Consider the following 19,213-nt stretch of genomic DNA (forward strand, 5'->3'; position numbering starts at 1 on the left):
GGCATCAGAATGGGGGTGGTTTGTTGCGTTCGGCGACGTAGGCGTCGTTGAGTGCGCGTTCGGCTTTGATGCGGTAGCTGATTGTTCTGGCGCGGTTGCGTTTTCGCCGGCTGGGCATCGTGTTGATCTTGTCGGCGCTGGTGGGTTCCTGCGCGGGGGTGTCGATGGGTGCGCTGGTGGTGCTGATGGTCGGGAACAGTAGCGCGCTGCCGGGCCTGGTGGTGTAGGTGCGTCCGGTGGGTGTGGTCCAGACGACGGTGCCGTCGGGGTGCTGGGTGTCTGACCAGCCCGCCCAGAAGGTTTTGGCGAGGTGGTGTTGGCGGCATAGGAGTTTCCCGCTGGAGGGGTGGGTCGGCCCGGCGGGCCAGGGCACGGTGTGGTCGAAATCGGCGTAGGCCGCGGGGCGATCACAGTGGGGGAATCGGCATGTCAGATCCCGCGCTCGGACCCATTCGTCGAGGGCGGTGCTGGGCCGGTATCGCGGCTGCGGGTCAATGCCTGGCTGGATCAAGTATTTGGGTTTGGCGCCGGCGCGGATGCGGGCGGCGATCTCCTCGGCGGGAACGTGACCGAACCCGACGATCACCCCAGGAGGAGGCCGCAGGAAAGCAGCGGCCGGATCAGATTCGGCAATACCGTCTTTGTCCCCGGCGCCGTCCGTGCTTGCGGCGGCGCCGCTCTCCGCGGAGCCGCTCTCGGCGTCGTCACCGTCGTCGGTAACGCTGCTCCCGGGATTGTTGGTCTCGGGGTGATTGCGCTCCGGCTCGGTGTCCTCCGGCACACAGTCTCCGACGGCAGCTCCCTCGGTGACGCCGGCCTTTGCGACGTCTTTGTTCTTGGCGCGACATTCAGGGTCTTCGCCGTCGGTGAGGGGGTCTGGCCGCGCGGTCAGGGCTGCGTTCTCGGCGTAGATGTGGACTACCACGTGGGAGCCGCGACCGTCATCGACAGCCGCGGGGCAGTCCGGGGCGCCGCATTCGCAAGCCAGATGGAAGAACCCGGCCCCGATCGCACCGTGAGCATCGGCTCGGCGCTGATCGAGAGTACGCGGATCGTTGGGGCACACACCCTGGGCCATCACGGTCAACCGACGCCAGTACAGGGCAGCGTCAGCGCCTTTGAGACGGGCGTTGATCTCGGTGACCCCCTCTTTGGATTCACCGATGGTGACACCGCGGTCGCGGACCCGGGCCCGGGTATGGCGCAGGGCTGCAGGGTCGTGGCGATCGACCCAGACGTCGATGGCGTCGTCGAGTTTCTTCTGTGACAACCCATCCCAGCGCACAGCCCGCTCAGCGATCTCGGCCTCCACCTTGGCCAACAGATCAGCATCCTGAATGTTGGCGGTGCGGTTGACGATCCGGCGCACCAAGAACTCCGTGATCTGCCCGGCCAGGAAGGCGGCGGCAATCCGGGGTAGCCGGGTCAAGGCCAGCCCCACCTCCATATCACCGGAGGCGCGTCCGTGGGAGATTCTGCAGGCCAACGAGATCTCGGCCGCCGCGGAATTCCAGGCGGCATCGGTGTCTTCGACACTGTCGCAGTCGTCGTCATAGTTACGGCGGGCCTTCTCAGCGATCAACAACATCCGGTGCGCCGAGGCCGAAGAGATGGCGTCGGTCCACCCTGCGATGGCCGCATCGAGCTCCGCGTCGGCCATCTCGACACGAGACGCAGAATCCGCCAGCCCTTCGAACATACAAGCGATACTACCGGCGCCCACCGACAAGAAACGACACGAAAACAGAAGTGACAGAGATAATTAACTGCCGACCAAGGTAGTCCGGTTGGGGACCGTGTGCCCACGGTTGCGGGTGCTGCCCCGGCGGCTAGGTATCGCGCGGACCTCCCGGGGATCCGGTACTCCGCTCAGCGGCCGCCCAGCGGCGCAACACCTTTCAGGCCGTCGATAGGCGGCAGCGTCGTCAGCAGTTTCGGGGCCACGGTGGTGGCGTCCGAGTCCGGCCGGTCGAGGAAGTACTTGCGCACCTGCGACTTCCCGTCGGCGGTGGTGCCACTGACGAGCAGATCGGCACCGACGGTGGTGCTGGTGGTCGCGACACTGATGTCTTTGCCGCCGGGAAACGGTGCGAAGGAAGCGATTTGCGCGAAGTCGACAGGGCTGTCGTGGTCGTGCGGGCTCATCACGTACATCTCGGGCGCCCCGTCGAGACGCGATCCCGTCGACCACACCCGCACAGTGCCCTCGCCGCCAAGCTGGCTGGTGATGACGCTCTTGGCGCCGCCCTCGGCACCGGCCACCCAGCCCGTCGACAGCGAGACACCGTCGGTGTACGACTCGTCGTAGGCGAGGAACTCCGACGTCATCGCCGGACCCCCACCTGTGTCGTGGTCGGTGTGGTCGTTGGAGGCGTCGATGCGGGCCTTCACCGTCGGGGTGTACAGGTCGTAGCGGAACGTCTTGATCTCCGGGGGTTCGCCTGGACCGGGTGCGGTCACGATGCTCTCCCGCCCGGACGCCATGTCGACCACCCCGGTCGCCAACGTGACACCGCTGCGCGATCCTGGATATGGCGCGAAAGCCGAAAACACCTCCGGCGCTGAGCCCACGTCGGGAAGCGATGTCGAGAAGATCTTGACCTCGGAGTCCGTACCCGCGCCGGCCCCGACGATGATGTTGTCCGCCAGCGCATTCCCGTCGATGTCGGCTCCGGCGACGGAAATGCCACCGTCGAAGTCAGCGTCGAACGGGGCGAATCGCGCCAGCTCGGTCTTGAAGGCGCCGCTGGGTTCGTCGCCGCTGTACACCACCACTTCGGGTGCGGATCCGGGGCCGGTGCCGACCACGAGGTCGAGGACCATGTCCCCGTCGACGTCGGCCATCGCGACGCTCGGCGTGCCCTCGAAGGACGGGAACGGATACACCGTCGCCATGACCTCGTCACCCTCGCCGTTGCGCACCTGCACTGTCGCGGGCTCACCCTCGGCCCCTGGCACTGCCACCGCGTACGTCGAGACCTCGGGGATCACGCTGACCAACGCCATCAGCCCGTTGTCCTCGTGGTTGAGCCGGTGGCAGTGGATCACGAAGGTTCCGACGAACTCGCTGAACTCCATCCGCAACGCCAATGACGACGGATTAGGACTGTCCCCTTCGTCACTGGAGACCGAGGTTGCGGGCACGTTGACGTTGTCCACGCCCCAGGGCTGCACCCCCGATTTCGTTCCGGTCAGCGGATTGTCGATCTCCTGAACCTGAAAGTCATTGACATGGATGTGCATCGGGTGGCCGTCGTTGTTGTAGTTCGTGATGCGCCATTCTTCGACCGAGTTCAACCGTGGCTGGATCAGGGGGATGTTGGGGAAGGCGTTGTCGGCGAACTCGTAGACGAACGCCTTCGGATCGTCCTTGCTGGCCCACTGGTTGCCGAAACCACCGGAGATGACCAGATCGCGGGTCACGTCCGCCGTCATCACCGAGGTATCCACGAAGGACGTATACGCATCGAGATTCTGCCCCGGCTCGAAAGTCGTTGTCTCACCGCGCTCGTCGTCAGGGGTAGCGTGGATCAGCTTCTGGATCGGAAAGGTGAAGAAGCCGTCGGCGTAACTGATGTATTTCGGGTCGACGGTCACGGTTCCCAGCACCGCCGGCGGATGTTCCGTTCCGTTGTCGGTATACAGCACACCGGGGTTCGTGATCGGCTCAAGGTTCTTCATGGGTGGCATCTCGAGGATCAGGTCGCCCTCGGTCGGCATGGTCACCGCGATGGCGTACCGGGTGGCCGGCGGTATGTCGAGTGTGGTGCCGTCGCCACCGACCGGCCGCTGCACCTGCGTATAGGGATTGCCGTCCTGCCCGACGATGGCGAACTTCGGGTGCGTGCCGGTAGCCGTCTCGGTGAGCTGGACTCGCATGTAGGCGAAGTCGCTGATATTGGCCAGCACCCAGATCTCCGTCTGGCCCGGTTTGACTTTCAGTTCGGGCTGAAACTGGCCGTTTATGGTGAATTGCACGTCGCGCTGGTTCTCCGGCAACGACGGGTCGGCGGGGACGTTCACCGTCGGGCTGGTGAAACTCTGCAAGTTCGGTGGAATTGTCTGGTTCTGACCGCGGCGGTTGTCCGCCGACAGCGGACCGGCCCACCAGTTCGTCATGAACTGGGCGCCGTCGGAGACGTCGGTGAAATTGACCGGCGCCAGCCTCGGCTCGTAGGTCCCGTCTGCCAGCTCGGTACCTTTGGGTGGCGTCAGCGTGCTCACCCACTGTGGCCACGTCGCGTTGTTCAACTGGTGACCGGAGCCCTTGCGGTCGAAGACGAAGTTGTATTGAAAAGCCATGTTGCGGATCGGGATATCGTTCTCGGTCACGATCGGCAGGTTCCCGTCGGGCCTGCCGATCTCCAGGAGGCCGGCCAGACCCATGTACGTCTGCGGAGCGGTCACCGTGTGTCGGTGGCTGTGATACCAGTAGAGCCCCTGAGGCATCGTGTCGGGGATTCGGTAGTCGTATGTGTTGGCCATTCCCGACGGGATCGACAGAAGGACGTTGTCCGCGTTGCCTTGTGGGCTGACATGTAGGCCGTGGGTGTGCAGGTTGAGCGGGGCGGCCTTCAGTTGCGGAGGGTAGATCGGTACGTCACTCCCGACCCGCGTGTAGGCCGGATCGTAGAAGTCCTCGACCGTGAGGTCGTCGAGATCGTTCTCGTAGTGGACGATCAAGCGCTCGCCGGGGTCGACCCGCAGTGTCGGGGCCGGATACAGGTTGTCGCCCTGGGTAGAACCGTCGGAGCTCGTGCCCTTGATGAGCTCGTAACCGAAGACCAGAAAATTGGTGACGGGTTCGGAGACGGTGTCGAGGTTGACCGTGCCCTGGTGCGCCGACAAGCGCACCTCCAGCACTCCGTCGTGACTAGAGAGCCGGACGGGCTCGCTGAACGGCGCGGGTTTACCGTCGGGACCGGCGTTGACACCGGGCGGGTTCGGTTCCGCACCATGCTCATTTCGGCTGCAGCTGAACAGCATTGCCGCGGTGGTGACGACCACGAGCACGGCCAGCCAGCGCATCAGGTAGCCGCGGCGGGCGATCAGTTCGTCGTTACCCATCGGTGGGGTCCAGAGAGGTCTCCTGTGCCGACAACGCCAGCCACCGCCCGTCCTGGCGGACGAACACGTCGGTGAACCGTTCCCGGGCCAGCACGGCGCCGTCGTCGCCCATCACGACGTTGATGCCGTGGATCAGGGCAGTGTCGCCGGCGACGACCACCCGTTGGTCTGAGGGATTCATCGTGAACGGCACGTCGACGACGCCGGCGAGTTCCTGTGCGCGATCGAACACTTGGCCCTCGGAGTTGATGTGGGTGAAGTTCGGCCCCAGGATCGCGTCGACCGCCGCGCGATCTCCGGTCGAGATGGCGTTGAGCCACTGCGACTCCTGGAGCAACACATCGGCGCACACTCCGGCATCCAGCGGAAGTGGCCTCGCGGTGGGATCTGTACAGCTATCGGCCTGCGCGATGGCGGCCCCACTCAGGGACACCGGGATGGTGAGGGCGCCGACGGCCACCACCCACGTTGGTCTGGCCCGGCGGCGTCGCATCGGAGAAGCATAATGACGAACGCGTCAACGGGTGTGACTTCAGCAAACTTCGACGCCTGCTCTCAGTCGCCGATCTCGTCGAGATGGACGGCGGATCGTTCGACCAGCTCCAGCACTTGCCTCAGCATCGGCGAGAGGCTCCCGCGGGCCCAGATCGCGTGCAGTTCGACGGGGCGTGCCGGATCGCTGTCGCGATGCCCGCTACCGAAATCGGTCAACGCCTTGAACGCGACACCGTCGACCCGTAGCGCCCTCGCGCTCGCCGGAACCAGCGCAACGCCCTGGCCCGCGGCCACCAGGAGCACGGCCGTCAGGATCTGCTGCACCCGCTGGGTGATGCGCGGATGTCCGTTGAAGAGGAAGCGGACGGTCAGTTCGTGGAAGTACTGCGCGCGCTGCGGGTGGTAACTGATGACGGACAACCCGTCGAACGCGTCCGGACCGAGCGGACCCGCCTCGGCGGCCAAGGGGTGGCTGGCGGGCACCACGGCAAGGAGTGCCTCGCGTGCGACGACCTTGGACTCCAGTGCCGCCGTGTCGAAAGGCGGTCGGGCCAGTCCGAGATCGAGCTCGCCGCGCCGGATGCCGTCGACTTGAATGCCTGTGACAGCCTCCTGGAGCACGACCTCGATATCGGGCATTTCGTTGCCGAGGAGGCCGAGGAGCGGACCGACGAGACCTATCGCCGACACTGCGGTGAAGCCGAGCCGCAGCGTCCCGGCCGAGCCGCGTTCCACCCGCTGCGCGTGCGCCGTCGCGCCATCGAGACTGCTGAGCACTCGATAACAGTCCTCGAGAAACGCCAGACCTGCGGGCGTGAGTACGACGCGCCGGTTGTCGCGATCGAGAAGCCCGGCACCGACCGCCCGCTCGAGACGCTGGATCTGGCGGCTCAGCGGCGGCTGCGTCATCGCCAGCCGTTCGGCGGCTTTTCCGAAATGCAACTCCTCGGCCACGGCGACGAAGCAGCGGACCTGGTCCAACGTGATCGCCATGCCCTGAAGGTATCAAGCTATGCAGGATTGGGCTTGGACAGGTATCGATGTAGCTCCGTAGCGTCCTCTGTGGAGTGATGCGCGTCATATCTGATGACCGCTCCAGATGTACGTCACAGACAGGAGTGATTCTCATGGCGACAGCACTACGCACCCGCCTCGGTACCGGACTGGCTGCCGTCGCGGTCGTCGGGACCGTCCTCACCGCATGCGGCGGTGTGCAGAGCACCACGGGCGGGGGCTCGGGTGATTCCTACCCGACGGGCCCGGTGGAAATGTACGTCGGCGCTTCCGCCGGCGGATCGAGCGACCTCATCAGCCGTGCCGTGTCGAAGGGCCTGTCGGACAACCTCGGCGCGACCTTCCCCGTCATCAACCGTGAAGGCGCCAACGGGGCGCTGGCCGCCGCCGAGATCGGCAACGCCAAACCCGACGGCTCCAAGATCGGGATCCAGAACGCATCGCTGTTCACGATCACCCCGCTGGCCGTCGCACCCGACGAAGCGACGAGCATCGACCAGTTCGAAGTCGTCCAGGGTGTATCCCGCGACGACTATGTTCTGGTCACCAATCCGGCGAGCGGTTTCCGGAGTCTCGCCGACATGCAGGGTTCGCCGCGGGTCGTCCGCTACGGCACGACGGGCGTCGGCACCGGCGCGCAGCTGTCGGCGGCGCTGCTGTTCAACACCAGCAAGGTGAACTCCCAGGCCGTCCCGTTCGACGGTGGCGCACCCGCGCTGGCCGCGGTGCTGGGCAACCAGGTCGACGTCGCGAGCCTGCAGGTCGGCGAGGCCATCGAGAACATTCAGTCCGGCAAGCTGATTCCGCTCGCGGTGTTCGGCCCCGAGCGCATCGAATATCTGCCCGATGTGCCCACTGCGAAGGAGCAGGGTCTCGACGTCGAGGTGACGCAATACCGGTTCATGACGGTGCCGAAGGGGACTCCGCAGGACGTGAAAGACCGCCTCGCCGAAGGCATGGAGGCGACCTTCGCGACCGAGGAGTACAAGGAGTTCAACAAGCAGAACAGCCTGACGCCGATGGAGGTTTCGGGCGACGAGGTCGTCGCACAGCTGCAGGAGGACCAGAAGCGCTACGCCGATCTCGTGCAGCAGTACGGACTCAACCTGCGCAACGAGGGCTGAGCCGTGAGCGAATCCACGAGGCCGACGACTGACCCCGACGTGCACCCGCACACCAGGGACATCCTCACCGAGATCGAGGCCGAGGTCGCCCACGAGATGGAGGAGGACCGCCCGCCCCAGGGCGGCCCGCTCTATCAGACGGTGGGCGCGGCGGTCGGCATCGTCATCGGCGTCGGCGGCGGATTGCTTTCCTGGGGTTACGGTCTCGGTACCCTGCAGGAGCCGGGCCCGGGCCTGTGGCCGTTCATCGTCAGCGTCGTGATCGCCGCGCTGTCGGCGGTCCTGCTCGTAGTGGGCCGCAGCCTGACCGACAGCGAGGCCTTCACCAAGAGCAGCATCCTGCCGATCGTCGGGATCATCACCTTCGTCGGCTTCGGATTCCTGTTGCCGCTAACCGGGTTCGAGATCCCGGCGCTGATTCTCAGCATCATCTGGCTGAAGTTCCTCGGCGGCGAGAGCTGGCGCAACACAGTGGTGATCAGCGTGGCCACCGTCGCAGCGTTCTACTTCCTGTTCCTCTACGGGCTGCGAATCCCGCTGCCCCACTTGATCTCTCTGTAAAGCCAGGTCACTGTCATGGACTTCTCCTCATTCGTCGACGGATTTGCGCTCGTCGTCGAGCCTCACAACCTGCTGTACTGCCTCGTCGGCGTGCTGATCGGCATGGTCATCGGGGTGCTGCCCGGGCTCGGCCCGGCGGCGACGATCGCGATCCTGCTGCCGATCACCTACACGATCGAGCCGGTCTCGGCGATCATCATGCTCGCCGGTATCTACTACGGCTCCCAGTACGGCGGGACCATCACCTCGGTGCTGTTGCGGCTACCGGGGGAGGCGTCGTCGGTGGTCACCGTGTTCGACGGCTTCGCCCTGGCCAAGCAGGGCAAAGCCGGCACCGCCCTCGGCATCGCCGCGATCGGATCCTTTGTCGGAGCGACGATCTCGATCATCGGTCTGACGCTGCTGGCACCGGTGGTGGCCAGCGTGGCCCTCGACTTCGGTCCACCCGAATACGCCGCGCTGGCGCTGTTGGGCGTGTTGCTGGTCGCCACGATCGGCAGCGGCAACAAACTCAAGGCATTGATCGCCGGCGCGGTCGGTCTGCTGCTGGCCACCGTCGGGCGTGACAGTTTCACCGGCGCATCCCGGTTCACGTTCGACAGCCTGCAACTCGCGGACGGCATCGATTTCGTCGTGGTGGCGATGGGCCTGTTCGGTGTCGGCGAGATCCTGTACAGCCTCGAACAACGCCACCGAAAGGTCCAGCCACCGACCAAGGTCGGCAACGTGTGGCCGTCGCGCGCCGATCTCAAGCAGTCCTCCGGTGCGATCGGCCGGGGGTCGGTCATCGGGTTCATCCTCGGTGTCCTACCCGGCGGTGGCGCAGTGCTGTCGTCGATCGTGGCCTACGCCACCGAGAAACGGCGTTCGAAGACCCCGGAGCGGTTCGGCCGAGGAGCGGTCGAGGGAGTGGCGGCGCCGGAGACCGCCAACAACGCGGCCGCCACATCGTCGTTCATCCCGCTGCTCACCATCGGTCTTCCGGCCAACGCGACGATGGCGATGCTGTTCGGCGCGTTGCTCATCCTCGGTGTCTCGCCGGGGCCGCAGCTCGTCGACGAGCATCCCGACGTCTTCTGGGGCGTCATCAACTCGATGTACATCGGCAACCTGATCCTGCTGATCCTGTCGATCCCGTTGGTGGGCATCTTCGTTCGAATCCTGAGGGTGCGTCCGGCGATCCTCGCGCCGATCACCGCGCTCATCACCATCCTCGGCGTCTACACGATCAACAACTCGACGTTCGACATCTTCCTGATGGTGGCCTTCGGGATCCTCGGCTACCTGATGAAGAAGGCCGGCTTCGATCCCGGACCGATGGTCCTGGCGTTCGTCCTCGGCTCGATCATCGAATCCAGCACACGGCGTTCGATGCTCATCTTCGGCGGCGACCCGACGGGCTTCATCACGCGGCCGATTTCGGGGTCGATCCTCGCGGTCTTCGTGCTGCTGGCCTGCGCTCCGCTGCTCCGCCGGCTGTGGGTCGCGCGGAACGCAAAGAAGGACGAGAAGGCCGACACGACAGAACATGTCGGCGTCTGACGCTCAGCGGCGCCCTTCGAGGCGCCTGCGAGTGTTACCCAGATGAAGGCGCATCGCCGCCCGGGCAGTGTCGGGATCCCCGGCCTGCACCGCGGCGGCGATGTCGTCGTGCTCGCGCTGGACACGTGCAACGTGGGCGGAGTCGGTCATCGAGTACTCGTCGCCCAGCCGGGTGCGCGGCAGCATGATCATCATCGGGCCCAGCGACTCGAGAAGCTCCAGGCAGAACCGGTTGCCGCTGACCGCGGCGATCGCCCGGTGGAAACGGTAGTCGGCCTCGACCGCGTCCTCCGGGGGTGCGGCAAGAAAGTCCTCCATGGCCGCCCGGACGGTCGCGCGACCGTCGTCGTCGATGCGCGCTGCGGCCAGCGCTGCGGTCTCGCTCTCCACACCGAGCCGGAAGTCGATCATGTCGAGCACGTCCCGCTGCGTGCGCAGAGCGGCGGATTCGACGGTGAAGGACGACGGCTCGGGCACCGCGAGCACGAAAGAACCCCGGCCCTGGAAGGTTTCGATGAAACCTTCCGCACGTAGCCGGGTGACGGCCTCCCGCACCACGGTGCGGGAGACACCGAACTCGTCGATGAGCTCGGACTCGGACGGCAGTTTGTGGCCAGGCGGGAGGTCGCCGGCGAAGATCTTGTCCTTCAACCCGGCGACCACCCGCTGTGCCAGTGACTTCTCCACGGTCAGATCATGACCTATTGGTCACGGCTTCCCGAACTCGGCGCTTGCGACCGTCAGTGCGCGCATCTTGTCGCTGAGGGTGAAGCCGAGGCCGGCGCGCTCGGGCAGCCACATGCGGCCATCACGAATTTCGATGCGCTCGTTGAACAATGGATTGAGCCACTCGAAGTGCTCGACCCACGGCTCGGTCGGGTAAGCCGCTGCCAGGTGCAGGTGGATCTCCATGGCGTAGTGCGGAGCCAGCGCCAGCCCCGCGTGCGACGCGAGGTTCGCGAACCGCAGGAACGGCGTGATGCCGCCGATCCGGGGTGCGTCGGGCTGGACGATGCCGCGGTAGCCCGCATCGATGAGGGCCATGTGCTCGGTGACCGACGTCAGCATCTCGCCGGTGGCGATCGGGGTGTCGAACGTGTGGCTGAGGTCGGCGTGGCCGACGGCATCCCAGGCGTCGAGCGGCTCCTCGATCCAGATCAGGTCGTACTGCTCGAGCTCGCGGCACATGCGCCGGGCGCGCGCCCGATCCCACTGCTGGTTCGCGTCCACCATGAACGGGGTGTCTCCGAGGTGCTCGCGCAGGGCGGCGACACGTTCCAGGTCGGTCTTCCAATCCGGTTGTCCGACCTTGATTTTGATGCCGCCGATACCGGATTCGACCGACGCGGTGGCCTTCTCCTTGATCTCCCCGACGGAGGCCTGCAGGAATCCCCCGGAGGTGTTGTAGACGCGGCACGAGTCGCGATGGGCGCCGAGCAGCTTGGCCAGCGGCAGGCCGGCGCGGCGGGCCTTGAGGTCCCACAATGCGACGTCGAGTGCGGCGATGGCCTGGGTCGCGGTGCCGGAGCGGCCGACGGAAGCGCCTGCCCACAGCAGGGATTGGTAAATCTTGTCGATGTCGGAGGGATCTTCGCCGATGACGTTGTCGGCGATCTCGCACAGGTGCGTGTACTGGGCTTTGCCGCCGGCACGCTTGGAATAGCTGAAACCCATTCCGGTGAAACCGTCTTCGGTGGTCACCTCGGCGAAGAGCATCACCGTCTCGGTCAAGGGTTTCTGTCGGCCGGTGAGCACCTTCGCGTCGCTGACGGGGTTCGCCAGCGGCAGGACCACGTGCGAGAGGGTCAGGTTCCTGATCTTGTCGGCCATGTCCATTCCTTCACTACTCATATGATGACCGTTGCAACTTATCATATAAGTTGTGATATGTGCCATCCCCGCACGGCGGACGAATCGATTAGTGGGTGTGGTCCGCGGGGTGGGCGGGTGGCCCGGAGATTGCGCAGTGCGTGCAGTTCTGGACCGCGATCCGCTCGTCGTCGTGCGACGCCGGTGTGCGTCGAATTCCGATGAGCGCCAACGCTGCCGCGAGTACCAGGAGCGCTGACGAGATCACGACCGCGGTGTGGAAGCCGGCATTGAAAGCCACAGGATCGGCATAGGCGTCACCGCTGATTCCGGCCAGTCCAGGCAGGACGGCCACCGCCAGAAGCCCACCGGCGCGGGCCACGGCGTTGTTGACGCCGGACGCCGATCCGGCCATGTTGTCCGGCGCGGCGTCGAGGACCGTCGCTGTCAGCGGAGCGACGACGAGGACCATGCCGGCTCCGAACACCACCGCCGCCGGTGCGACGTCGAACGTCCACGACGCGTCGGGGCCGATCCGCAGCATCAGCAGCAATCCCGCCGCGGCGATCAGCGGACCGATCGTCATCGGCAGGCGCGGTCCGATCCGGCCCGACAACACGCCCGCACGCGACGAGAAGAGCAGCATGACGGCGGTGAAGGGCAGCAGCGCCGTCCCCGCCGCGACCGGACTGAACCCGGCCACGGTCTGCAACTGCAGCACCAGCAGGAGAAAGGCCACACTGAGCCCGCCGTAGATGAGCAGCGTCACGATATTAGCGATGCGGAAGTTGCTGTCGGAGAACAATATCGGCGACACCAACGGGTGCGAGGAGCGCCGTTCCACCACCACGAAAGCGGCCAGTGCGACAACCCCCACACACACGGTCGCCACGGCGCCCGGACTGACACCGCCGTTGCCCACGGCGGTCAACCCGTACGTCAGCGCACCCAGTCCGACGACCGTCGACGCGGCACCCGGGACGTCGAACTGCCGCGGCGCTGTCGGATCCCTGCTCTCGGGGACTTTCGTGACGGTCACCGCGACGACGACAACGGCAAGGGGAATATTGATGAGAAAGGCGGCGCGCCAATTCCATTCGACGAGAAGGCCGCCGAGGAACGGACCGATCGCAGCGGCGATCCCGCCCAGCCCGGACCACGCGCCGACCGCGGCCGACCTGTCGGTGCTGCGGAAAGACGCCGAGATGAGCGCGAGGCTGCCCGGTGTCAGCAGTGCACCGCCGACTCCTTGAAGCGCCCGCGCGGCGATCAGTATCTCGACGTTCGGTGCCACCCCACACGCGACCGATGCCAGCGCGAACCAGACCACCCCGATGAGAAAGACCCGCCGCCGGCCGAAGCGGTCGCCGAGGGAACCGCCGAGCAGGATCAGCGACGCGAGAGTCAGTGCATAGGCGTTGACCACCCACTGCAGCGCGGCGAACCCCGCCCCGAGTTCGGCACCGATGTGGGGCAGCGCCACGTTGACGACCGTGCCGTCGACCATGACGATCCCGGAGCCGAGCACCGTGGCCAGCAGCACCCAGCGTCCAGCGGCCGTACCCATCTGTACGGGGTTCACGGCGCCACCCTATTCGCGGCTGGGAGGTGGCCGGAATCCGTGCGGCCACTTGGTCGACTCGTCGTAGTAGACGTCGGTGAGGACGGCACCGGTCAGGTTGGCGTAGGCGAAGTCGGCACCGGGCAGTCGCAACCCCACCAATGCCATGCCCTCCAGATCCATGTGACTGAACGGCCGCGCCTGGGTCGGCTCGGACGAGGACAGGTTGCGCACGAAGACGAGATTCTCCAGCTGTTCGGCATGGCGGGTCTGGGCCTGTTGTTGCGCCTCGTCGCGGATGGCGCGGCTGTCGTCGACGAGCTTCTGACCCCAGATCGAACCGGCTGCGAGGACCACGCCCAGGATCATCGCGATCACGATGTCGCGGACCCACCACCGCGGTTCACGCTCAGACGGCCCGGCGGTACTCACCGGTTCATTCTGGGGATCGGAGTGGTCTGCATGAGTTCTTACGACGAAATTCGTCTCCGGACTGCGGCATCGCAACGGAATTCTTAGGATGCCTCCATGTCGTCCGCCGCGCCGCAGATCGAGCTGATCGGCGTCCGCAAGGAATTCGGCGACCTGCGCAACAAGGTCGTGGCAGTCGAAGGCGCCGATCTGACCATCGGTGACGGCGAACTGTTCGCCATTCTGGGGCCGTCGGGCTCGGGCAAGACGACCCTGCTGAGGCTCATCGCGGGGTTCGAACAGCCCACCACCGGCACCATCAAACTCGGCGGCAAGGACGTCACCGCGCTCCCACCCGCGCGGCGTGACACCAATACGCTGTTCCAGCAGTACGCGCTCTTCCCGCACATGACCGTCGCCCAGAACGTCGAGTACGGTCTGCGGGTGCGCGGTGTCGGCAAGGCCGAACGCCGCCAACGGGCCGGCGAGGCGCTCGAGATGGTCCGACTCACAGGACAGGTCGCGCGCAAGCCGTCGGAGCTCTCCGGCGGTCAGCAGCAGCGCGTCGCGCTGGCCCGTGCCCTCGTCGGACGTCCCCGGGTGTTGCTGCTCGACGAGCCGCTGGGGGCTTTGGATTTGAAGCTGCGTGAGCAGATGCAGGTGGAGCTCAAGGCGATTCAGCGTGAGGTCGGCATCACGTTCGTCATCGTGACGCACGACCAGGATGAGGCGCTGACGTTGTGTGACCGGTTGGTGGTCCTCAACGATGGCCGCATCGAACAGATCGGCGCCGCCCGCGAGGTCTACGAGAACCCCGCCAACCGGTTCGTCGCCGACTTCGTCGGAACCTCGAATGTGTTGGACGCCGACGCGGCCGACGCGGTGCTGGGACGGCGCGGAACGTTCGCGATACGCCCGGAACGCATCGAGGTGCTCGACAGCGCGGCGCCGGTGCCCGACGGATTACGCAGCGTCGCGGCGGAGGTCGCCGAGGTGGTCTACGCCGGACCCATCACGCGGGTCGCGGCGACCGTCACTGGAATCGGTGGACTGGGGGCGCCGGTGCGGCTCACAGCCACTCTGCTGTCTGCAGACGCGTCGTCGTCGCTGTCGCACGCAACACCTGTTCTCCTCGCGTGGCCCGAGACCGCGGTCCGCGACCTGAGTTCCACCGGATCAAAGGAGAAGTCATGACAAGACCGATTCGCCGCCTCGGCATCGCGTTGGTTGCAGGCGCGTTGCTCGTCGCAGGTTGTTCGAGTTCCGACGACTCCGGCGGCACCGCGGAAGGCCCGCCCGAGATGGAACCGGCCACATCGGTCGGCGACGGCGAGGGCGAATTGAACCTGATCGCCTGGCCGGGTTATGCCGAGGACGGTTCCAACGATCCGGCCGTCGACTGGGTGACACCGTTCGAGACCGAGACCGGATGCCAGGTCAACATCAAGATCGGAAACACGTCCGACGAGATGGTCCAGCTGATGCGCAGCGGCCAGTACGACGGTGTGTCCGCATCCGGTGATGCGACGCTGCGGCTGATCTACGGCGGCGACGTGGCGCCCGTGAACACCGAGCTCACACCGAATTACGCGACGGTCGTGCCGTTCCTCAAGGACAGACCGTGGAACGCGGTGGACGGCCAGATGTATGGCGTGCCGCACGGGTGGGGCGCGAACCTGTTGATGTACAACACCGACGTCGTCACACCCGCGCCGGACTCGTGGGGCGCCGTCTTCCCGGGCGCTGCCGAGCTGAGAGGCAAAGTGACGGCCTACGATTCGCCGATCTACATCGCCGACGCCGCGCTGTATCTGTCGAAGACGCAGCCCGATCTCGGCATCAAGGACCCGTACTCGCTGACGAATGAACAACTCGACGCCGCCGTCGATCTGCTCAAGGAGCAGAAGGACAACATCGGCGAATACTGGTCGGACTACACCAAGGAAGTACAGGCCTTCGAGTCCGGGACGACGGTGATCGGCACCTCGTGGCAGGTCATCGCCAACACGATCCAGGCCGACAACAAGGCGCCGATCGCGACCGTGCTGCCCAAGGAAGGCTCCACGGGGTGGTCCGACACATGGATGCTCTCGGCCAAAGCTGCGCACCCGAACTGCATGTACAAGTGGATGGACTACATCATCTCGCCGGAAGCCAACGCGCAGGTCGCCGAATACTTCGGTGAGGCGCCGTCACAGACGAAATCGTGTGACCTCACGGCCGACAAAGCGCACTGCGAGACCTACCACGCCACCGACGAGGCGTACGCGGCGCAGATCCACTACTGGACCACACCGCAGACGAAATGCGTTGACGGCAGCGGAGACAACTGCACGTCGTATGACGAGTGGGTCAACAAGTGGCAGGAGATCAAGGGCTGATGCTCGCGGCGCCGCGCATGCGGCAACGGGCGGGGCTGGCCTTCCTGCTGGTGCCGCCGATGGCATGGCTGGTGATCGCCTATCTGGGATCACTTGCCGTGCTGTTGGTTTCGGCCTTCTGGAGCACCAACAGCTTCACCGGCCGAGTGGTGCACACGTTCACGACCGACAACCTGGTGCGGGTGTTCACCGACGACGTGGTCCGCGCCACGACGCTGCGGACCGTCGGGGTGGCGGTGACCGTGACGGTGTTGTGCGCGGTGCTGGCCGTCCCGTTGGCGCTGTACATGGCCAAGGTCGCCTCCCCGGCCGTGCGGATCGCTCTGGTGGTGGCGGTGACGACGCCGCTGTGGGCGAGCTATCTGGTGAAGGCCTACGCGTGGCGGATGATGCTGTCGCCGGAGGGGCCGCTGGCATGGGTGTCCGGGTGGACGCCGGGGTACGGGCTGGTCGCGACGGTGATCACGCTGACCTATTTGTGGTTGCCGTACATGGTGATTCCGGTGTTCGCGGCATTCCAGCGGGTGCCAGATGCGTTGACGGACGCCAGCGCGGACCTCGGCGCGTCGGACCTGACGACACTGCGTCTTGTCGTCGCACCTATGGTGTTCCCCGGTATCGCGGCCGGGTCGATCTTCACCTTCTCGCTGTCATTGGGTGACTACATCGCCGTCCAGATCGTCGGCGGCAAGACGCAGATGCTGGGCAACGTCATCTACGGCCAGTTGGTGACGGCGAACAACCAGTCGATGGCGGCGGCACTGTCGCTGATCCCGCTGCTGGCCATTGTGTTCTACCTGCTGGCCATGCGACGCACCGGCGCGCTGGAGAACGTCTGATGCTGACGCGCAGGCTCCGGGCCGGCACCCGCGCATGGACCGTGATGGTCCTCGTCTTCATCTACGCACCGTTGGCTCTGGTGATCGTCAACGCGTTCAACACCTCTCGCACGTTTGCATTCCCACCGTCGGGATTCACGCTGCAGTGGTGGAGCACGGCATGGCGCAGTGAGGGCATGTGGACCTCACTCGGCAACTCCGCGGTGGTGGGGCTCGCGGCGACCGGCGTTGCGCTGGTGCTGGGCACGATGTGCGCGTTCGCGGTTCAGCGGTACGACTTCTTCGGCAAGCAGACGGTGAATCTGCTTGTGGTGCTGCCGATCACGCTGCCGGGCATCGTCACCGGCATCGCGTTGAATGCGACGTTCACGTCGGCGCTGGGCATCACGCTCGGTATGGCCACGGTGATCATCGGGCACGCGACGTTCTGCATCGTCATCGTGTTCAACAACACCCAAGCGCGGTTGCGGCGTCTCGGAACGAGTTTGGAGGATGCATCGGCAGACCTCGGCGCGTCGACGTGGCAGACGTTCCGGTTCGTGACGCTGCCGATGATGCGCGGGGCACTTGTCGCCGGGGCGATTCTGGCGTTTGCGCTGAGCTTCGACGAGATCGTGGTGACGACGTTCACGGCGGGCCCCGCGGTGCAGACGTTGCCGATCTGGATCTTCGGGAACCTGTTCCGGCCGAACCAGGCGCCCGTGATCAACGTCGTCGCCGCGGCCCTGACGATCGTCGCGATCATTCCGGTATGGCTGACCCAGCGAATCGGGGGAGACCCGGCGGGAACGCGTATCTAGGCCTGCGAGGCGTTGTAAATAGATTGTTGACAGAACATCGACTGTCAAGATTAAATTGACACGTGGCTGATTCGTTCATCGCGACCGGCGAGCAGCTTCGCCGCAAGCTCGGCCAGCTCCTCGCCGCTCCGGTTCTGCGGGGCGACTCCGACTCGCTGGCGCTGATCCGCGCGGCGCGCGAGGTCCAAGAGGGGTCTGAATCGCTGATGGCTGCCGCGGTGGACCAGGCACGAGACGCGGGCCGGACGTGGAAGGAGATCGGCGAGGTGCTGGGCGTATCGCGCCAGGCCGCCTTTCAGCGTTACGGCAAACCCATCGATCCGAGAACTGGAGAGATCATGAACACCGAAGTGCTTCCCGGAGTGGACGAACTGGCCAGAAAAGTCATCGACGATCTAGCTCATGCGCGCTGGGCCGATATCACTGCGCGATTCGATGCCACGATGCGCGATCGGCTGACCGAGGACGGGTTGGCGGAGGCGTGGGCCCATATTGTGGGTTTGGCCGGGGCGTACGAGGGCCACGGAGACACCGACTCCGCGCGCGCCGGCGACTTCACCACCACCAACACGCCGCTGGCCTTCGAAGCGGGTGATTTCGTCGCGCGCATCACTTTTCGCGACGATCAGACAATTGCCGGGCTGTACATCCTCAATCCCGACGTCGGTTGACGCTGGCCGGAACGTCTTCCGCAGCAATCGAATACGAGTCCCGCGCCACCGCGCGATCAGCGGTTGAAGTTGCATCGCACCCCGAAGTGATCAGACGGGAACACACGGGGATGCTCGGGCGAAATCGGCTCGGTGCCGAGCAATTCGATGGATTCGGGTCGCCACCGCTGCCCCTTGACGAGAACGCGGTCGAACCGGACATGGCGTTTCTTGGCCGTGCTGTCGTAGCGCATGTCGTTGATCGAGGTGTCCTCGGTGTAGCCGTCTTCGCCGGGCCGCAACGCGGGCCAGACATCGTGGAACGGTGGGGCGATGAGATGGTTCTCTTTGTCGCGCATATTGAAATCGCCGAGCACGACAGCATCGGAGTCGGCCGCCAGCGCACGAAAGATTCGGCGGATCTGGCGTACGCGCAGCGGAGCCGACCGTTTACCGCTGTCGAGGTGAACCGAACAGAGCGCGGTGCGGGCACCGTCGATGACAAGATCGGCGCGCAGGAAGCCGCGCCTGGCGCGGGTGGGCACGCGTGTGTACGTCACATCGGCGATCGGCACGCGTGACAGCAGCAGCATCCCGTAAGTCCCGACTCGCCTGCCGACGATCGATGCGCTGACGTAGTGATCGCGGATCCACCCCTGCGCAAGGAACACGTCGAGCGCCGCGTCGGTGACCTCTTGAAAGACCATGACATCGGGCGGATCCGCGGCCAGCAGATCCGCGATCGCTTGATATCTGACGTCGGCGAAAAACGGGTCGAACCAGACGTTGAACGTGGAGACAGACAGTTGCGACCGGGAGGTGCTGTGGGACAGCGTCGCCGGGCCCCACTGGCCGCTGGTGCCGTCGTACCGGAGCACGTCGATCCGTCGGCTGCGCCGCCAAATGCCGAGCTTTCGGATCCATTGCACGATGGTCCGATCGTATCGGGCATCAGTGCC

17 protein-coding genes are annotated in these 19,213 nt (G+C 65.5%); 8 read left to right on the forward strand and 9 right to left on the reverse strand.

Translation table 11 applies throughout. The annotated features are described in order from the left end of the window. Window positions 1-4: 4 nt before the first annotated feature. The 4 genes from P9A17_RS01275 to P9A17_RS01290 form a co-directional block, all read right to left on the reverse strand. The gene (locus tag P9A17_RS01275; protein ID WP_278036782.1) at window positions 5-1,699 is read right to left on the reverse strand and encodes an HNH endonuclease signature motif containing protein; all 1,695 of its coding nucleotides are present in this window, start codon (window positions 1,697-1,699) and stop codon (window positions 5-7) included. Between the two features lie 170 nt (window positions 1,700-1,869). Then, window positions 1,870-5,067: a multicopper oxidase domain-containing protein gene (locus tag P9A17_RS01280; protein ID WP_278036783.1), complete on the reverse strand. Its 3,198-nt coding sequence runs from the start codon at window positions 5,065-5,067 to the stop codon at window positions 1,870-1,872. After that, a complete protein-coding gene (locus tag P9A17_RS01285) occupies window positions 5,060-5,560 on the reverse strand; it encodes a nuclear transport factor 2 family protein (protein ID WP_278036784.1) in 501 nt (166 codons plus the stop codon). The genes P9A17_RS01280 and P9A17_RS01285 overlap by 8 nt, the downstream gene beginning before the upstream one ends. 62 nt (window positions 5,561-5,622) lie before the next feature. Beyond that, a complete protein-coding gene (locus P9A17_RS01290) occupies window positions 5,623-6,555 on the reverse strand; it encodes a LysR family transcriptional regulator (RefSeq protein ID WP_278036785.1) in 933 nt (310 codons plus the stop codon). Between the two features lie 134 nt (window positions 6,556-6,689). Between P9A17_RS01290 and P9A17_RS01295 the strand changes: the two genes are divergently transcribed. The 3 genes from P9A17_RS01295 to P9A17_RS01305 are packed head-to-tail and all read left to right on the forward strand — an operon-like array spanning window position 6,690 to window position 9,803. Further along, window positions 6,690-7,700, forward strand: coding sequence for a tripartite tricarboxylate transporter substrate binding protein (locus P9A17_RS01295; RefSeq protein ID WP_278036786.1), 1,011 nt, complete (start codon window positions 6,690-6,692; stop codon window positions 7,698-7,700). Window positions 7,701-7,703: 3 nt separating this feature from the next. Then, window positions 7,704-8,261, forward strand: coding sequence for a tripartite tricarboxylate transporter TctB family protein (locus P9A17_RS01300; protein ID WP_278036787.1), 558 nt, complete (start codon window positions 7,704-7,706; stop codon window positions 8,259-8,261). Between the two features lie 15 nt (window positions 8,262-8,276). Further along, a complete protein-coding gene (locus P9A17_RS01305; protein ID WP_278036788.1) occupies window positions 8,277-9,803 on the forward strand; it encodes a tripartite tricarboxylate transporter permease in 1,527 nt (508 codons plus the stop codon). Between the two features lie 3 nt (window positions 9,804-9,806). On the opposite strand, the gene P9A17_RS01310 is transcribed toward P9A17_RS01305, so the two are convergent. From P9A17_RS01310 to P9A17_RS01325, 4 genes are all read right to left on the reverse strand, one after another. Then, window positions 9,807-10,490 carry a FadR/GntR family transcriptional regulator gene (locus tag P9A17_RS01310; RefSeq protein ID WP_278036789.1) on the reverse strand — a complete coding sequence of 228 codons (684 nt, stop codon included), beginning with the start codon at window positions 10,488-10,490 and terminating at the stop codon, window positions 9,807-9,809. 21 nt (window positions 10,491-10,511) lie between these two features. Further along, window positions 10,512-11,654 carry a mandelate racemase/muconate lactonizing enzyme family protein gene (locus tag P9A17_RS01315; RefSeq protein ID WP_278036790.1) on the reverse strand — a complete coding sequence of 381 codons (1,143 nt, stop codon included), beginning with the start codon at window positions 11,652-11,654 and terminating at the stop codon, window positions 10,512-10,514. A 67-nt stretch (window positions 11,655-11,721) separates the two neighbouring features. Beyond that, entirely contained in the window at window positions 11,722-13,194 is a 1,473-nt protein-coding gene (locus P9A17_RS01320; protein ID WP_278036791.1) for an MFS transporter, read from the reverse strand. 9 nt (window positions 13,195-13,203) lie between these two features. Next, a complete protein-coding gene (locus tag P9A17_RS01325) occupies window positions 13,204-13,605 on the reverse strand; it encodes a pentapeptide repeat-containing protein (protein WP_278036792.1) in 402 nt (133 codons plus the stop codon). 96 nt (window positions 13,606-13,701) lie between these two features. Here P9A17_RS01325 and P9A17_RS01330 point away from each other — a divergent pair, with 96 nt between their 5' ends. From P9A17_RS01330 to P9A17_RS01350, 5 genes are all read left to right on the forward strand, one after another. Further along, window positions 13,702-14,778 carry an ABC transporter ATP-binding protein gene (locus P9A17_RS01330; protein ID WP_278036793.1) on the forward strand — a complete coding sequence of 359 codons (1,077 nt, stop codon included), beginning with the start codon at window positions 13,702-13,704 and terminating at the stop codon, window positions 14,776-14,778. Continuing rightward, entirely contained in the window at window positions 14,775-15,965 is a 1,191-nt protein-coding gene (locus tag P9A17_RS01335; RefSeq protein WP_278036794.1) for an ABC transporter substrate-binding protein, read from the forward strand. Before P9A17_RS01330 ends, P9A17_RS01335 begins: the two co-directional genes overlap by 4 nt. Continuing rightward, window positions 15,944-16,804 carry an ABC transporter permease gene (locus P9A17_RS01340; protein ID WP_278036795.1) on the forward strand — a complete coding sequence of 287 codons (861 nt, stop codon included), beginning with the start codon at window positions 15,944-15,946 and terminating at the stop codon, window positions 16,802-16,804. The genes P9A17_RS01335 and P9A17_RS01340 overlap by 22 nt, the downstream gene beginning before the upstream one ends. Continuing rightward, window positions 16,804-17,604, forward strand: a complete 801-nt coding sequence (locus P9A17_RS01345; protein WP_278036796.1) for an ABC transporter permease — start codon at window positions 16,804-16,806, stop codon at window positions 17,602-17,604. Before P9A17_RS01340 ends, P9A17_RS01345 begins: the two co-directional genes overlap by 1 nt. A gap of 62 nt (window positions 17,605-17,666) precedes the next feature. Next, window positions 17,667-18,275, forward strand: coding sequence for a DUF3887 domain-containing protein (locus P9A17_RS01350; protein WP_278036797.1), 609 nt, complete (start codon window positions 17,667-17,669; stop codon window positions 18,273-18,275). 56 nt (window positions 18,276-18,331) lie between these two features. Here the strand turns inward: P9A17_RS01350 and P9A17_RS01355 are convergent, their stop codons facing one another. Continuing rightward, window positions 18,332-19,183: an endonuclease/exonuclease/phosphatase family protein gene (locus P9A17_RS01355; protein ID WP_278036798.1), complete on the reverse strand. Its 852-nt coding sequence runs from the start codon at window positions 19,181-19,183 to the stop codon at window positions 18,332-18,334. Window positions 19,184-19,213: the final 30 nt, after the last annotated feature.

The sequence above is a fragment of the Mycobacterium sp. 236(2023) genome, assembly GCF_029623955.1.
GTDB lineage: Bacteria > Actinomycetota > Actinomycetes > Mycobacteriales > Mycobacteriaceae > Mycobacterium.

What these genes read in the sequence shown, in the direction of transcription:
- P9A17_RS01275 (WP_278036782.1), bottom strand. Translation starts at nt 1,699, where the DNA reads ATGTTCGAAGGGCTGGCGGATTCTGCGTCTCGTGTCGAGATGGCCGAC.
- P9A17_RS01280 (WP_278036783.1), bottom strand. Translation starts at nt 5,067, where the DNA reads ATGGGTAACGACGAACTGATCGCCCGCCGCGGCTACCTGATGCGCTGG.
- P9A17_RS01285 (WP_278036784.1), bottom strand. Translation starts at nt 5,560, where the DNA reads ATGCGACGCCGCCGGGCCAGACCAACGTGGGTGGTGGCCGTCGGCGCC.
- P9A17_RS01290 (WP_278036785.1), bottom strand. Translation starts at nt 6,555, where the DNA reads ATGGCGATCACGTTGGACCAGGTCCGCTGCTTCGTCGCCGTGGCCGAG.
- P9A17_RS01295 (WP_278036786.1), top strand. Translation starts at nt 6,690, where the DNA reads ATGGCGACAGCACTACGCACCCGCCTCGGTACCGGACTGGCTGCCGTC.
- P9A17_RS01305 (WP_278036788.1), top strand. Translation starts at nt 8,277, where the DNA reads ATGGACTTCTCCTCATTCGTCGACGGATTTGCGCTCGTCGTCGAGCCT.
- P9A17_RS01315 (WP_278036790.1), bottom strand. Translation starts at nt 11,654, where the DNA reads ATGAGTAGTGAAGGAATGGACATGGCCGACAAGATCAGGAACCTGACC.
- P9A17_RS01330 (WP_278036793.1), top strand. Translation starts at nt 13,702, where the DNA reads ATGTCGTCCGCCGCGCCGCAGATCGAGCTGATCGGCGTCCGCAAGGAA.
- P9A17_RS01335 (WP_278036794.1), top strand. Translation starts at nt 14,775, where the DNA reads ATGACAAGACCGATTCGCCGCCTCGGCATCGCGTTGGTTGCAGGCGCG.
- P9A17_RS01345 (WP_278036796.1), top strand. Translation starts at nt 16,804, where the DNA reads ATGCTGACGCGCAGGCTCCGGGCCGGCACCCGCGCATGGACCGTGATG.